This window comes from Flavobacterium sp. CR10, assembly GCF_055814415.1.
Genome location: NZ_CP185985.1, coordinates 170,180 through 186,911 on the forward strand (window position 1 = coordinate 170,180; position 16,732 = coordinate 186,911).

General features: G+C 36.8%; 8 protein-coding genes. 6 read left to right on the forward strand and 2 right to left on the reverse strand.

The window, feature by feature from the left end:
* Positions 1-2: 2 nt before the first annotated feature.
* The 3 genes from ACNRYB_RS00855 (at position 3) to ACNRYB_RS00865 (ending at position 5,267) form a co-directional block, all read left to right on the forward strand.
* Positions 3-2,537: a heavy metal translocating P-type ATPase gene (locus ACNRYB_RS00855; RefSeq protein WP_473728978.1), complete on the forward strand. Its 2,535-nt coding sequence runs from the start codon at positions 3-5 to the stop codon at positions 2,535-2,537.
* 190 nt (positions 2,538-2,727) lie between these two features.
* Positions 2,728-4,971, forward strand: coding sequence for a multicopper oxidase family protein (locus tag ACNRYB_RS00860; protein WP_473728979.1), 2,244 nt, complete (start codon positions 2,728-2,730; stop codon positions 4,969-4,971).
* Between the two features lie 137 nt (positions 4,972-5,108).
* Positions 5,109-5,267, forward strand: coding sequence for a hypothetical protein (locus tag ACNRYB_RS00865; protein ID WP_165352463.1), 159 nt, complete (start codon positions 5,109-5,111; stop codon positions 5,265-5,267).
* Positions 5,268-5,334: 67 nt separating this feature from the next.
* Here the strand turns inward: ACNRYB_RS00865 and ACNRYB_RS00870 are convergent, their stop codons facing one another.
* Both ACNRYB_RS00870 and ACNRYB_RS00875 read right to left on the reverse strand, forming a co-directional pair.
* Entirely contained in the window at positions 5,335-12,798 is a 7,464-nt protein-coding gene (locus tag ACNRYB_RS00870; RefSeq protein ID WP_473728980.1) for a T9SS type B sorting domain-containing protein, read from the reverse strand.
* A gap of 532 nt (positions 12,799-13,330) precedes the next feature.
* Positions 13,331-13,783: a DUF4442 domain-containing protein gene (locus ACNRYB_RS00875; protein ID WP_129748919.1), complete on the reverse strand. Its 453-nt coding sequence runs from the start codon at positions 13,781-13,783 to the stop codon at positions 13,331-13,333.
* A 231-nt stretch (positions 13,784-14,014) separates the two neighbouring features.
* On the opposite strand from ACNRYB_RS00875, the gene ACNRYB_RS00880 reads away from it, so the two are divergent.
* The 3 genes from ACNRYB_RS00880 to ACNRYB_RS00890 all read left to right on the forward strand — a co-directional run bounded on the left by ACNRYB_RS00880 (position 14,015) and on the right by ACNRYB_RS00890 (position 16,730).
* On the forward strand, positions 14,015-14,494 hold the full coding sequence (locus ACNRYB_RS00880) for a DUF4870 domain-containing protein (RefSeq protein ID WP_473728981.1): 480 nt from the start codon (positions 14,015-14,017) through the stop codon (positions 14,492-14,494).
* Positions 14,495-14,642: 148 nt separating this feature from the next.
* Positions 14,643-14,975 (forward strand): PadR family transcriptional regulator, encoded by a 333-nt coding sequence (locus tag ACNRYB_RS00885; RefSeq protein ID WP_008464689.1) that lies wholly within the window; start codon positions 14,643-14,645, stop codon positions 14,973-14,975.
* A 3-nt stretch (positions 14,976-14,978) separates the two neighbouring features.
* Positions 14,979-16,730 (forward strand): PspC domain-containing protein, encoded by a 1,752-nt coding sequence (locus ACNRYB_RS00890; RefSeq protein WP_129748918.1) that lies wholly within the window; start codon positions 14,979-14,981, stop codon positions 16,728-16,730.
* Positions 16,731-16,732: the final 2 nt, after the last annotated feature.

Below are 16,732 nucleotides of genomic sequence, written 5' to 3' on the forward strand. Positions count from 1 at the left end.
CTATGACTCATCAATATATAATTTCAGGAATGTCTTGCAATGGATGCCGAACCAAAGTCGAAAAAACTTTAAATGAAGTTGAAGGCGTTCATGCAGAAGTTAGTTTGAATCCGCCAATAGCAACCATAACAATGGATAAGCACGTTCCAACAGAAAAATTTCAAGAAGTTTTATCTGCTGCAGGAAATTATACCATTGAAATGGATTCTCCCAAAAATCACGGAGAAACTAAATCTTGCTGTTCAAGTCATAAAAAAGAGAATCACGATCATAGTCATCATAAAACAGCAACTAAAAAAGTACATCAGCACAGTGCAAATGGCGTTTATTATTGTCCAATGCATTGCGAAGGCGACAAAACATATAACAAACCCGGAGATTGTCCGGTCTGCGGAATGGACTTAGTACCACAAGTTGCTATAACTGCAACACAATTTACTTGTCCGATGCATCCAGAAATTGTTTCAAACGAACCAGGCGATTGTCCAATTTGCGGAATGGATTTAGTTCCGATGCAGGCTTCTGAAAGCGAAGAAAACAAAACCTATTCTGATTTATTGAAGAAAATGAAAATTGCGATTTTGTTTACGCTTCCAATTTTCATCATCTCAATGTCAGAAATGATTCCGAATAATCCATTGTACAATATCATGTCGATTGAAAAATGGAATTGGGTTCAGCTTTTGTTTTCGATTCCCGTTTTGTTTTATGCCGGATGGATGTTTTTCGTTCGCGCATACAAATCAATTGTGACTTGGAATTTAAATATGTTCACTTTAATCGGAATTGGAACCAGTGTTGCTTTCTTATTTAGTATCGTGGGAATGTTTTTTCCAAATATTTTTCCATCCGAATTCAAATCACATCACGGAACCATTCATTTGTATTTTGAAGCGGCAACGGTAATTATCACCTTAGTTTTATTAGGACAATTATTAGAAGCCAAAGCTCACGGACAAACCAATGGTGCCATAAAAGAATTATTAAAATTAGCTCCTACTGAAGCAACTTTGGTTGAAAATGGAATTGACAAAATAATCTCCATTCACAACATTAAAAAAGGCGATTTGCTCCGTGTAAAACCTGGAGAAAAAATTCCCGTTGATGGAAAAATAACTACTGGCGAAAGCAGTATTGACGAATCGATGATTACGGGAGAACCAATTCCGGTAGATAAAAAAACAGGCGATGCAGTAATTTCTGGAACTATAAACGGAACAAAATCATTTGTGATGATTGCCGAAAAAGTAGGTTCAGAAACGATGCTTTCGCAGATTATTCAAATGGTCAATGATGCCAGCAGATCTCGCGCTCCAATTCAGAAATTAGCCGATCGCGTTTCTAAATATTTTGTACCGACCGTAGTTATCATCTCAATTATAACCTTTTTTGTCTGGGCAAAATTTGGTCCAGAACCCGCTTATGTTTACGGATTAATTAATGCGATTGCCGTTTTAATTATTGCCTGTCCTTGTGCACTTGGACTGGCAACTCCGATGTCCGTTATGGTTGGAGTTGGAAAAGGGGCACAAAACGGAATCTTGATTAAAAATGCCGAAGCATTGGAAAACATGAATAAAATTGATGTTTTGATTACCGATAAAACAGGAACGATCACTGAAGGAAAACCATCCGTAGAAAAAATCTATGCCATCAATAATGACGAAGATTTTCTGCTTGAAAACATTGCTTCTCTAAATCAGCATAGCGAACATCCTTTAGCGCAAGCCGTAGTAAATTTCGCGAAAGCAAAAAATAGCTCATTAAAAGAAGTTCACGGTTTTGAAACTATTGCAGGAAAAGGTGTTTTAGGAACTATAGAAAATATAAAAGTTGCTTTAGGAAATAAAAAACTAATGGAAGAAATTGGTGCTCCTATTTCTAATGATTTAGAACAAAAAGTAATTTCTGAGCAAAATTTAGGAAAAACCATTTCGTACATCGCTATTGAAAAAAGCGTTTTAGGTTTCGTAGCCATTACCGATGCTATTAAAGAAAATAGCGCAAAAGCTATTAAAGAGTTAATTTCTCAGGGCGTTGAGGTTATTATGATGACAGGAGACAATCATAATACCGCAAAAGCAGTTGCAGAACATTTGCACTTGAGTTCTTTCAAAGCCGATTGTCTTCCGCAAGATAAATTAAAAGAAATCGAACGTCTTCAGGCACAAGGAAAAATTGTAGCAATGGCGGGTGACGGAATCAATGATGCACCTGCTTTGGCTCAATCCAACATCGGAATTGCAATGGGAACGGGAACTGATGTTGCCATCGAAAGTGCTAAAATTACTTTGGTAAAAGGCGATTTAAACGGAATTGTAAAAGCCAAAAACCTCAGCCATGCTGTAATGTCAAATATCAAACAGAATTTATTCTTTGCTTTTATCTATAATACTTTGGGAGTGCCAATTGCTGCTGGAATTTTATATCCGTTTTTAGGAATATTGCTTTCGCCGATGTTGGCTGCTGTAGCAATGAGTTTGAGTTCTGTCTCAGTAATTGTAAATGCTTTACGATTGAGAAATTTAAAATTGTAATTTGTAGTGTAATTATTTTAAACACATAGAAACATAGTTCTGCTTTGCGGTTAGAGGCGTTTCACTTATTTCAATACACATAGCTATGTGTAGAAACTTGTTTCTTCTCTTCTCTTTTTATAGACACAAAAATCTATGTCTCTATGTGTTAAAATTCAATTATGTTCAATTGATTTAAAATTATAAACTAATGATTAAAATTAAATATATCCTGATCCTTTTTGTAATCGCTTTTCAGCTAAAGGCCCAAAAAGTCGTGCGTTACGATTTGCATGTTCGTGATACGATTGTTAATTTTTCAGGTAAAGAAAAACGTGCGATTGCAGTAAATGGACAAATCCCGATGCCGACTCTGACTTTTACTGAAGGTGATATTGCAGAAATTTATGTGCATAACGAATTAAAAAAGGAAAGCACTTCGATGCACTGGCACGGATTATTTCTTCCAAATAAAGAAGATGGAGTTCCATATCTTACGCAAATGCCAATTGAACCTGGAACAACACATAAATATACGTTTCCAATTATTCAGAATGGAACGTATTGGTATCATAGTCATTCTGGTTTGCAGGAACAAATTGGTTTGTACGGACTTTTTATCATCAATAAGAAAAAAGACGATTCAACAATTAGAAAGGGAATTGACGATTTGCCGACGATTCCAGTTATTTTAAGCGAATGGTCAGATTTGAAACCAGAGAATATTCAGCGAATACTACACAATGCCAATGACTGGTTTGCGATTAAAAAAGGAACGACTCAAAGTTATTCCGAAGCTATCAAACAAGGGCATTTTTCGACCAAAGTGACCAACGAATGGAAACGAATGAACGCAATGGACGTCAGCGATGTTTATTATGAAAAGTTTCTAATTAACGGAAAAAATGAACAGCAGTTTTCAGATCTTAAACCAGGTTCAAAAGTCCGCTTACGAATTGCCAACGGCGGTGCTTCCAGTTATTTCTGGCTGACTTATGGCGGAGGAAAAATCACGGTTGTGGCCAGCGACGGAAATGACGTAGAACCTGTAGAAGTCGATCGTTTGATTATTGCGGTTTCTGAAACTTATGACGTTGTCGTTACGATTCCGGAAGAAAATAAATCTTTTGCTTTTTTGGCTACAGCCGAAGATAGAACAGGATCTGCGTCTTTGTTTTTAGGAAGTGGAGAAAAACAGCCTGTTCATCATCTTTCGAAATTAAAATATTTTGAAGGGATGAAAATGATGAACGATATGATGAAAATGAATGGTGAAATGAATGATATGGGCATGAATATGTCTTTGAATAAAATGGACATGAATGCCGTAATGTATCCGGAAATTTCGGGCGAAGATGAAAATACAAAACCTGCAATGGATCATTCGAATCATAATATGGAAAACATGAAGATGGAAAGTGACAGCACTGAAACTTCTGAAATTGTGACTTTGAATTATGGAATGCTGAAATCTCCTTTTAAAACAAATCTTCCAAAAGATGCGCCTGTGAAAGAATTGCGTTTTACGCTTTCTGGAAATATGAATCGTTACGTTTGGAGTTTGGACAACAAAGTAGTTTCTGAAACGGATAAAATTCTAATTAAAAAAGGAGAAAACGTTCGTATTGTTTTATACAACGGTTCTATGATGCGCCATCCGATGCATTTACACGGACATGATTTTAGAATTCTAAACGAACATGGAGATTATTCTCCATTAAAAAATGTGATTGATATTATGCCAATGGAAACCGATACAATCGAATTCCAAGCAAATGCAGATGGCGACTGGTTTTTTCACTGTCATATTTTGTATCACATGATGGCTGGAATGGGAAGAATTTTTAGTTATGAAAATTCAGCTCCAAATCCGTTGATTCATCATCCGGAAATGGCTTTTAAAATGCTGAAAATGGACGACAGAATGTTTCATTTTATGGCTGAAAATGATTTTGCTACAAACGGAAATGATGGTGAAGCAATGTTAAGCAATACACGCTGGAGCATCGGAACGGAATGGAGATTGGGCTACAACGACAAACATGGTTATGAAACTGAAACTCATATTGGTCGCTACATTGGAAAAAATCAATGGTTAATGCCTTTCATTGGTTTTGACTGGCGTTATCGAAAAATGGGAATGGATGAACAGGAACAAAATCTTTGGGGACAAAAAAATACCAAAGACAATCGTTCGGTTTTCAGTTTAGGAGCCGAATACACTTTACCAATGCTCATAAAAGCACAAGTCGAAGTTTATACAGATGGAAATGTGAGAGTACAATTTGAACGAAAAGATATTCCGCTTTCGCAAAGACTTCGAATGAATTTAATGTGGAATACTGATAAAGAATATATGGCAGGATTGAAATATATCGTCGCCAGAAACTTCGGAATCACAACGCATTACGATAGCGATATGGGAATTGGATTTGGAGTTAATCTTAACTATTAAATACAATGGCGGAGGCTTTACAACTCATTAACAGATTTTACAAAAACATTAACAATTTGTAAGAATAAACGACAAGAATTTGAATTATATTTGATTTACCAATTATAATCTTTAACACAAAAAACATTTTAATCAAAATGACAAAAGTAATCACCGTAGTAACAGTTGCTTTCTTCTCTATTGGCGTAATGGCTCAGGATACAAAACCAGCAACAAAAGACAAGGCAAAAAAAGAATCGTGCTGTAAAAAAACAACAGACAAAAAAGACACAAAATCTTGTTGTGTTAAAAAATAAATGAAATTGGATTTTAAGAAAAAGGCTTCAAATATTTTGAAGCCTTTTTTATAGAATTATATTTTAATTATTGGCTATTCACGTACAGATACCCTGCCTTTTCAACCTTTCTTCCGTTGCTATCATATTCCAAGGTGTAGAAATAAGTTCCTGTCGGAAGTTTATTTCCTCTGGCAACCGTTGCGCGTCCATCTGAGAAGCCCTGGAATGGGTTAGTAACGTTGTCGTAGCCGTTTTTCTCGTAAACCACCACTCCGTATCTGTTATAGATTCTTACAACATTGTTTGGATAGCAGTCAATTCCTTTTATAAAGAAACTATCATTTAATCCGTCACCGTTGGTCGATACCGCATTGTAGACTTCTTCTACACAAGAGACGTTTACCGTCTGGACAAAAGAATTCTGATTTCCACAATTATCTGATGCAGTCCATGTCCTGATCAGTGAATATCTGCTGGCGCAATCTCCGTCGACTCTCTGCTCGTCATAAGCAACTGTTGCACTGCCACAGTTATCTGTAGCTGTAAAAGTTTGGGCTAGAGGAATGGTATCACAGTCTGCTGTTATCGTCGCGTCAGGTAGTTTTTCTACAAACACTGGTGCTGTAGTATCATGAATTAATATCGTCTGTGTACACGTTGCCGTATCCAGAACATTATTCTCTCCCGCATCACGAACTCCATTGCTGTTGGTATCTTCATATTCTGTAATGGTATAAGTTCTGGTTACATTGGCATTACAACCTGGATCTGCTCCATTTGATGCTGTAATTTCGATCACTCCGCATCGGGTGTCTGCAATGCGTCCGTCGCCATTTCCCAAGGTTTCGAACTGAGTTTCTGTTAAGCTGACTTCCGAAGGAAGCTCCTCATAACATTGTACTGAAGTTGGCTGGAAAGTCGGGCAGATCACACTGAAACGGCAGCAGTTTGGCGAAATTCCAGCTACATTTACCGTATTACAAGCGCTTGCATCTTGAAAGTTTACATTATAATTGGCTCCAGAGCTGATAAGTCCTGATGTCCAAGTATTTCCTGACCAGGTTCCCGGCGCTCCGGTTCCGGTAGCAGTATAAGGCGCCTGACCGGTTACCGACAAGGTAATATTATATCCCGGCTGTGTGGCTGAACAGGTTGCAGTCTCTACTCCTGCCAGAGCAATCTGGCTGATAATCACATTCTGGTTTGCCTTGACGCTGTTTCCGTTTCCGTCATTAAATGTCCACGTAATAACTGTCGTTCCCGGATTTGTTATGGGGAAGGCCACTGTAGTTGTTCCTGTTATTATTCCCGCGCAGACATCCGCTGTTGTCGGAGCCATTGGTGTTACACTGCATTGTCCTGTTATATCAGCAAGCATCGGTATTGCAGGCGGAGTAACATCATCAATAATTACATTCTGATTGGCTGTTGAAATATTTCCGCTTCCATCATCAAAAGTCCACGTAACCACTGTTGTTCCCTGTGCTGTGATTGGGAAAACTGTTGTGGTGGTTCCTCTAATTGTTCCCGCGCAGGCATCTGTTGCTATAGGAACTGCAGGCGTAATTGAACATTCGGCTGTTGCATCTGCCAAAACCGGTACAACTGGAGGAGTAATGTCTTTTATAATTACATTTTGGTTTGCTGTTGAAATATTGCCGTTTCCGTCATCAAATGTCCATGTCACAACCGTTGTTCCTTGTGTCGAAATTGGGAAAACTGTTGTGGTGGTTCCTATAATTGTTCCCGCGCAGGCATCTGTTGCTATAGGAACTGCAGGCGTAATTGAACATTCGGCTGTTGCATCTGCCAAAACCGGTACAACTGGAGGAGTGATGTCTTTTATAATTACATTTTGGTTTGCTGTTGAAATATTGCCGTTTCCATCATCAAATGTCCATGTCACAACTGTTATTCCTTGTGTCGAAATTGGGAAAACTGTTGTGGTGGTCCCCGTAATTGTTCCCACGCATGCATCCATAGTTGTTGGTATTGGAAGTGTCACTGAACATTCTCCTATAACATCTGCCAGAATAGGTACTACTGGAGGTGTTTCATCATTAATGATTACATTCTGATTTGACATAGAGATATTTCCATTTCCATCATCAAAAGCCCAAGTCACAATACTTGTTCCCGGAGTTGTAATTGGGAAAATAGTAGTTGTCGTTCCAGTAATTGGTCCTGCACAGTTATCAACAGTAGTTGGAGCAATTAATGTAACACTACAATCTCCCCTGACATCTGCCAAGACTGGTGCTGAAGGTGCAATAGCATCATCAATAATTACATTTTGATTTGCAGTTGTTATATTTCCATTACCATCATCGAAAGTCCAAGTTATTACAGTTGTTCCTTGAGTTATTAGTGGGAATATTGTATTGGTTGTGCCGATAATAATCCCTGAACAATTATCTATTGCTGTCGGCGCCGAAAGAGTTATTTCACAATCTCCATATACATCTTCAAGAATTGGTGCTACAGGTGCTGACGTGTCTTTTATCATAACATTTTGATTTGCTGTTACGACATTGTTAGTTCCGTTATCAAAAGTCCAAGTAACTACCGTTGTCCCTTGTGTTGTAATTGGAAAAACAGTATTTGTTGTTCCAATAATAGTTTTAGAACAATTATCCACCGTTGAAGGTGCGGTAAGTGTTACTTCGCATTCTCCATTTACATCATCCAATATTGGTATAATTGGCGGCGTAGTATCATTAATGATTACATTTTGATTAGTCGTTGATATATTACCGTTTCCATCATCAAAAGTCCATGTAACCACCGTTGTTCCCTGTTTTGTAATTGGAAAAATCGTTGTTGTGGTCCCGGAAATTGTTCCTGCGCAAGCATCAATTGCTGCAGGAATAGACGCTGTAGCAGAACATTGCTCTTGTATATCTGCTAAAACAGGTGCAATAGGCGCTTCTGTATCTTTAATAATAACATTTTGATCCACAGTTACTATATTACCATTTCCGTCATCAAAACTCCAAGTAACTATTGTGGCTCCCTGAGCTGTGATTGGAAAAACTGTTGAAGTTGTCCCGGAAATGATTCCGGCACAATTGTCTATAGCTATTGGAATAGGTGGCGAAACAGAACATTCTGCTGTTATGTCGCTAAGTATCGGAACTGCCGGAGCAGTAACATCCTTAATAATGACATTTTGATTAGCTGTAGATATATTTCCGTTTCCGTCATCAAATGTCCATGTAACTATTGTTGTTCCCTGAGTCGTTATCGGAAAAACCGTGGTGGTGGTTCCTGTTATAATGTTGGAACAATTTACTGCAGTCGCTGGCGCAGTAAGCGTTGCTTCACATTCTGCAATTATATCGGGCAGGTCCGTCGGAACTTCTATTGTACTGTCTAAAATAACATTTTGATTGGCCGTTGATATGTTTCCATTTCCATCATCAAATATCCATGTAACTACTGTTGTTCCCTGAGTCGTTATCGGAAAAACTGTGGTAGTGGTCCCTAATACACTTCCAGCACAATTGTCTATAGCTGAAGGTGTCGGAGGCGAAGCGAAGCATTTCCCTAGTATGTCTGCCAGAACTGGCGCGGCAGGTGCTGTCGTGTCACTGATGGTTACATTTTGATTAGCCGTTACTATATTTCCGTTACCATCGTCAAAAGTCCAAGTTACAACTGTTGTTCCTTGTGCTGTTATTGGGAAAACCGTAGCTGTAGTCCCTACAATTGATCCAGCACAGTTATCTGTTGCGATTGGTGCTGTTAATGAAGCCGAACAGATTGATGTAATATCTGGAAGAATTGGTAAAATTGGGTCAATATTATCCAAAATTATTACATTCTGATTTGCTGTAGCTATATTTCCATTACCGTCATCAAATGTCCAAGTCACTACAGTTGTTCCTTGCGCTGTTATTGGAAAAACAGTATTTGTGGTTCCTGTAATTGTTCCAGAGCAATTATCAGTAGCTGTTGGAGGTGTTAGAGAAACAGAACATTGCCCTTGTACATCAGCAAGGACAGGGACAGTTGGTAAAGTAATATCTTTAATGATAACATTCTGGCTTGCTGTTGCTATATTTCCATTACCATCATTAAAAGTCCAGGTCACCACCGTTGTTCCTTGTTTAGTTATTGGAAAAATTGTTGTTGTAGTTCCAGTAACTATTCCTGCACAATTATCCGTCGCAGTAGGTGCCTCCAATGACACGGAACATTCTTCATCAGTTACATCTGCAAGAACTGGTGCAACTGGAGCTATTGTATCATCAATAATAACATTTTGATTTGCTGTTTTTGTATAACCATTTCCGTAATCAAATGTCCAAGTAACTGCAGTGGTTCCCTGCGCAGTGATTGGGAAAGCTGTAGCAGTGGTTCCCGTGATAACGCCTGCGCACGGATCTGTAAGTGTCGGAGATGCAAGGGATACCGAACATTCGCTTTTGACATCTGCCAGAGCTGAAGGAAGCGTGGTCGGGTTTATTTTGATTATTGCAGTCGCAACATTTGAACAGGTTCCATTGCTGAATTCATAACTTACTGTATAAGTCCCGGGCACAGAAGCCGAAAGATCGATATCCCCTGTCAATTCGTCTATACTTAATCCTGGATCAGAACTGTACTTCCCGCTGGTAATCCCGGTTTCTACAGATGTGGCTGTTCCTCTGTTGCAGTAAGGCCCATTAGGATAACTTATTGCAGCTACAGGAAGCGGATTAATTGTTATCTCTGTGGTCACATTGTTCGAGCAATTGCCATCATTAAATGTATACGTAATAGTATGATCTCCTATCGTTGACGTTTCTAAATTTATTTCTCCAGTATTTACATCAACAACAAGATTAGCATCAGAACTATACGTCCCTCCTGCAGTACCTAATTGTTCGGGTAATACAGTTCCCGTCTGACAATATGGAGTATTTGTATAATTTATTGTAGCCTGCGGCAAATCGTTGACAATTACATCTACCGGAGTAATGGTGAAACACCCATTGCCATTGGTTCCTTTTATATAATAGGTATCTCTGACTGAAATTGCCGTAGGATCAGTAACAGAAATAGTAGCCTGCTCGTCTAAAAAATAGGTATATGTCAGTCCTGCCGAACTTCCAGCTGTAATTTCTGGTGCCGTAATATCAATTGTGTTTGGAAAACAAACTGCCGCTGGAGCCGTAGTTACAACTGTTGGCCTTGCATTTACATTAATTGTTAAAGCAGAAACAGTACTACTGTTACAAGGCGCCCCAAGTCTAACAGTGCAGGTGTAATTATTAGCACCAACAGTCAGATCTGAGTAATTAATCAAAGGATCTTTCTGTCCTTGATTGGATGCATTTATTCCGGGACCTGTCCACTGATAGGAAATTGCACCAAAAACATCAACATCTAAATGTACAGTCCCGGAAGTCTTATCACAGATTACTGCTGGGGTGTTCAATCCGTCAGCAGTGGCATCCGGAGCTGCTGCAACACCAATCTGAACTGATTGTGTAATAACATTCCCGCAGCCATCTTTTATCCTGAAATAATAAGTATTATCGGTAAGTCCGCTAAAGGTATTGTTGCTTTGGTAGGCTCCAAAAGTTGATCCGCCGTCTGTGCTTAACGCGTATTCCAAAACATTTCCCGGTGCGGGTGAATTGGAAGCAGCTGTAATAGTTAAAACTCCGTTTGTGGCTCCTGTTGCACAGACATAACCTCCTGTATTTGTTTTATCTACAATTATGGCGTTGTTTGCATCGTAAGTTATAGTTTGAGTTAAAACATTCACAGTTCCTCCTTTGATACGCAGTCCAAAAACATAGGTACCATAACTTAGCCCATTAAAAGGAAGTGACGCTGTAGTACTGGCCAAATCTCTAACCTGACCGACACTTGATGGCCCCGAAACAATTATAACCTGATAAGCTGTTGGATCATCGAAGTTACCATTCATAACATAATTAAACCCACCGCAGACAGGTGTTGTCGTATTACCAGATAAACTGGCTGTACGTCCCGGAACAATAACATTCAAAGAAGCTGCTCCACAATCTGTAGAAATTTGCAAAGTATAATTACCTTTAGGCCAATAGGGTTGAGGATCTGTTGGGTTAGGACTTGGCAACCTAGGAGTTCCACTTGATCCATTAGTAAAAGCACTTAATTGTGCACTGTATGCATACCCAACAGCTACTAATGGGTTGTTAGAGGCTGTTACTGTATAACTTAAAACATCAGTAGCTTGGTAAGGAGTTATCCCTACATATAATGACCCATAATCTAAATTATTTAAACTTGCTACACTTTGGGGGCTTTGTGAAACCGCAAATGCAGAGGTAGCACTAAAAGTCAATCGATTAGAAGCAGGTGTAAACAAACCTGTAGTATAGCCTTCTCCATCTTTAAATGTGACATTATAAATCCCTCCTGGAGTTAGAGGTATGTTATAATTTTGTGCTGAAGCACTAGTGATAACAAAACTATGAGTATCTGCAGAATTAGATGCATTAGTCATAGTCACATCAACTGGTAAGCAATCTAAGCCTCCAACTATACTAGATCTTACAATTGCGTTTCCTGCACAATTTCTTACAGACAAACTAGAATAAACTGTATTATAATTTGTAACTATAAATTCTTTACTTTTACCACACATATCCATCAAAACTACTCGCATATTGGATATATCATTAGTTACATTATTTCTGTTTGCAATTATTGGCATAGTAGGATTTAAATTAGACAATAAAAATCCTTCTCCTCCAATATCAGCATAACCATCGCTATTCGTGTCTTGACCATACTCTTGTCCTTGAAACTTAATTTTCCATCTGAATAATGCTGCATCTGCAGCTGAAACAATTGTATTACTTGCTGTATAATAAAAACCTCTCTCTATATACAACCTAATTGCATCAGTACAAGAAAGCCCTGGCCTCATAGGATATGCAATAGTAGCAATTTTTATATCATCAATAGTTATTGTGGGATTTGCAATAGAAGTTGCTCCAGTAATAGTTTGTCCACAGCTATCAGTCACGCTTACAATATAATTATTTGCAGGCAGAGCTGTAAAAGTAAAAGTACGAGGAGTTATTGGTCCGCTATTTTGCAAAATTGTGGCAGGTGCTGACTGAGTTGCAATTTTGTATGTAAAAGGTGCCTTTCCGTTTGTAACTGTTGAAGTTAACACTCCTGTTCCTCCTACGCAATTTGCAACTTTTGTTGGAGTTGTAACTGTCATTGCAGTATAACCATCTGTGACAGTTATATTGGCACTTGAATAAACTGTTCCGCCAGATGTAGCTCTTGCATTTACAACATAAATACCAGAACTTAAACCTGTAAAAACAGGATTAGTAGAAAATTGTGTATTATCTCCCGGAACGGGAGAAACGACTACACCAGCCTTTAAAAGCTGATACTGTGGAGTTGCTCCTAATCCTGTACTACTTGAAGTAATTATACCTTGGCTCTGACAGCCAGTATTACTTGGTGTACCAGTAACAGTCTGCGAAAAAACTTTGTTACTAATGAAAGGCAGGATGAGCAATGCAAGAATTAAAGTAATTTTTGTCCTCATATTTGTTTTTGTTAATTCGACAATAGCTCCTTAAAAAAATAATCTATTCTCCAGAAAAGATCAAATCACTTTTAAATAACAATTGTTCATTTATTTTCTAAAAAATAATACAGCGTAGGTTTTCTGTATTTCGGGGGGCAAAAGTATGGTAGACTTTTTTTTTAAATTTCCACTAAAAGCCTAAAAAATAACAGAATAGAGTATTTCTAATTATAAATACTCAATTTTAATCGATTTTAGTTAAACTTAATTATTCAAAAATTCCTCAAATTATAAAGGCTTGTAGAAGTAGCTTAATAAATATTTAAGATCAATTTATCAGCTAAAATTTTGATTTAGAAAAAAAGTATTTTTCTTGCGTATACGAGTTTATAACTATAAATATACTGAAATTCAACACATTAAAAACAAAAAAAGGCAAAAAAAAGCTTTAAAAATATAAAACGCCAGTAAAAAAATTTACTGGCGTTTTATATATAACAACACGTAAAGACTTACTGCCGTTTCTATTTACAAATCAATATTGCTATTTTTATTTCACTCGAATACTCCATTCAAAATCCATTTCAGAAACCTGAACACCTTCTTCGTTGGTTCCAATGGATTTCATCCAGAAAGTTTGTCCTTCACCAGTTTCTATAGTTCTTTGAATAGCTTCAGCAATCAAATGCCCGTCATTGCAGACAAATGTAATTCTTCCGGTTGCTTTTTTAGTGAAGTTTCCTTTGTTGTTGGCTACTAGCATTGATATTTTTCGTCCGCTTTCCTGGATCTGAGAAATAACCAAAGCTCCTGTTGTAAGCTCCGCCGCCATTGCCTGAACTGCAAAGTACATGGAATTAAACGGATTCTGATTGATCCATCTATGTTTTACCGTGACAATACAGCTGTCTTTGTCGATAGCTTTTACACGTACCCCGCAAAAGTATGCTGATGGTAATTTGAACAATACAAATTTGTTGAGTTTGGAAACTGAAACTGCCATGATATTTATTTTTTTATGTAAAAATACAAAAAAACTATGCGCGCACAATAAATTATTAAACTATCAAAAGAATCTCAATAAATACGGCACTTCCGAATGATTTTCAGCAATTTAAACAAAATTTCCTACTTGAATATTTGTTAAATTTTTGTTAATAATTAGTACTATGCAAAACAAGATACTGTTTTTTAGACATATATTTGCATAAGAAATTACTATATACTTTTAATCATGGAAACAACAACGCCACTCATCATGGAAAAAACATCAGAAAAGAATACAGCAACATTTACTCATTTGAGTACTTTGAGCCAATATATAATTCCGTTTGGGAACTATATTTTTCCGCTAATCATTTGGACAAATTATAAAGACAAGTCTGAATTTGCAGATCATCACGGAAAACAGGCTTTGAACTTTCAATTAAGCATTTTGCTTTATTGTTTGATTTTAGCGCTTATTGCAATACCGATTTTTATATCAGTAGTTTTACAAAATATTCCAATCGAAACATTTATGTACAACGAGAATCTTGTAATTAGAAATTTCAATTTCGAAGGGCATATTGGAACCTTAAGTGTAGCCATAACAGCTGTTATACTTTTCGGATTATTAAAATTTGTTGAATTCTTTTTAGTAATCTATGCTTCTATAAAAGCTTCAAACGGAGAATTATACAAATATCCGATTACGATTCCTTTTATTAAGTAACACTTCGACTTCGCTCAGTGTGACATTAAAAATTAAAAGTTATAGTCGAAACATCAATCAAATCATATAAGTTTCGAAATCAATCATCAATCAAATCATCATCAATCAAAAAACGAATTGTTCAATCAAAAAAAAACAAAATGAAATTATGAACATTGAAAACACAAAAGCACAGATGCGCAAAGGTGTTCTTGAGTTTTGCATCTTATCGGTTCTAAAAGAAAAAGACGCATATACATCTGAAATATTAGACACTTTAAAAAACGCAAAATTACTAGTTGTAGAAGGAACCGTTTACCCGTTGTTAACTAGATTGAAAAATGACGGTTTACTAAATTATCGCTGGGAAGAATCGACCTCAGGGCCACCGCGAAAATATTATGGATTAACCGAGATAGGACAAACTTTTTTAAACGAACTTAGCGGCACTTGGACAGAATTATCCGACGCCGTAAATCTAATCACCAATCAAAATCAATAAGTCATGAACAAAACAGTAAATATTAACTTAGGCGGGATGTTTTTTCACATCGATGAAGATGCATACTTAAAATTGACACGCTACTTTGACGCTATAAAACGATCACTTAACAACTCATCTGGCCAAGATGAAATCATTAAAGACATCGAAATGCGTGTTTCTGAATTGTTGACAGAAAAACAAAAAAGCGAAAAACATGTTGTTGGACTGAAAGATGTTGACGAAGTGATTGCAGTGATGGGACAGCCGGAAGACTATCGAATTGAAGACGAAGAAAACGCAAGCCAATCTTTCAATAATTATACTACAAGAAAACACAAAAAATTATACCGTGATAAAGAAAATGGTATGATCGGAGGTGTGGCTACAGGTTTAGGACATTACTTCGGAATTGACGCTGTTTGGATTAAAATCGTATTCTTAATCTTTGTTTTCGCAGGTTTTGGAACAGGAATTTTAGCTTACTTCGTTCTTTGGATTGTAACTCCTGAAGCGGTAACAACTTCAGAAAAATTGGAAATGACTGGAGAACCTGTAACAATTTCGAACATTGAAAAAAAAGTTCGTGAAGAAATTGATTCACTTTCTGAGAAATTCAAAAATGCAGATTATGACAAAATGGGAAACCAAGTAAAGTCGGGAGCTGGGAGAATAAGTAGTTCATTTGGAGACTTTGTCATGACGGTTTTTAAAATCTTTGCTAAGTTCTTAGGAGTAATTCTAATTATATCAGGGATTTCTACCTTAATCATGTTATTGATTGGCGTATTTACTTTAGGGACTAATATTTTCATCGATTTCCCTTGGCAGAATTTTGTTGAAGCTGGAAACTTTACAGAATATCCTCTTTGGTCATTCGGATTGTTAATGTTCTTTGCTGTTGGAATTCCGTTTTTCTTCTTAACTCTTTTAGGATTTAAGCTGTTATCTCCAAACTTAAAATCAATCGGAAACATTACAAAATATACGCTTTTGGCTCTTTGGATTATTTCTATCGCAATTCTTACTAGTATCGGAATCAAACAGGCAACTGAAATTTCATATGATAATAAAGTAGTAGAGAAAAAAGTTCTGGCAATCAAACCTACTGATACTTTATACATTAAGTTCAAGTACAATGATTATTATACAAAAAGTTTGAACCACTATAGAGAGTTTGAATTCGTACAAGATTCTGCAAACAACGAATTGATTTATTCTAATGATGTACGTTTACACGTATTACATACAGACGAATCGGCTCCGTTTATGCAGATCGAAAAAAGTGCAAGAGGAAACTCTTTTACAAATGCTAAAAAAAGAGCAGAAAAAATTGCCTATAAGTTTCAAATTAGTGGAAATCATTTAATTTTGGATAATTATTTTCTGACAGATGTAAAAAACAAATTCAGAGGGCAAGAAGTTGACATTTACCTTTATTTACCAGAAGGACAATTAGTAAAACCAGATTCTTCTGTTAGGGATTACTATAACTCAGATGACAATTTCTTCGAATTAAATTACAATGGAGATTACAATTATAAAGTTATCGGGTCTAAAGTAAAATGTTTAAACTGCCCTGCTGACAAGGACAATGACAACAATAATGAAAATGATTATGAGAACGACTACGAAAATGACTATGAGAATAATACAGGTAGCACAAATGATACTATAAAAGAAGTTTCGGTTAAAATTAATGGAAAAGAAGTTTTAAACGGAAAAAAAGGAAAATTAACTATTGACAAAAACGGAGTTATAATCAAAACTAACTAAAC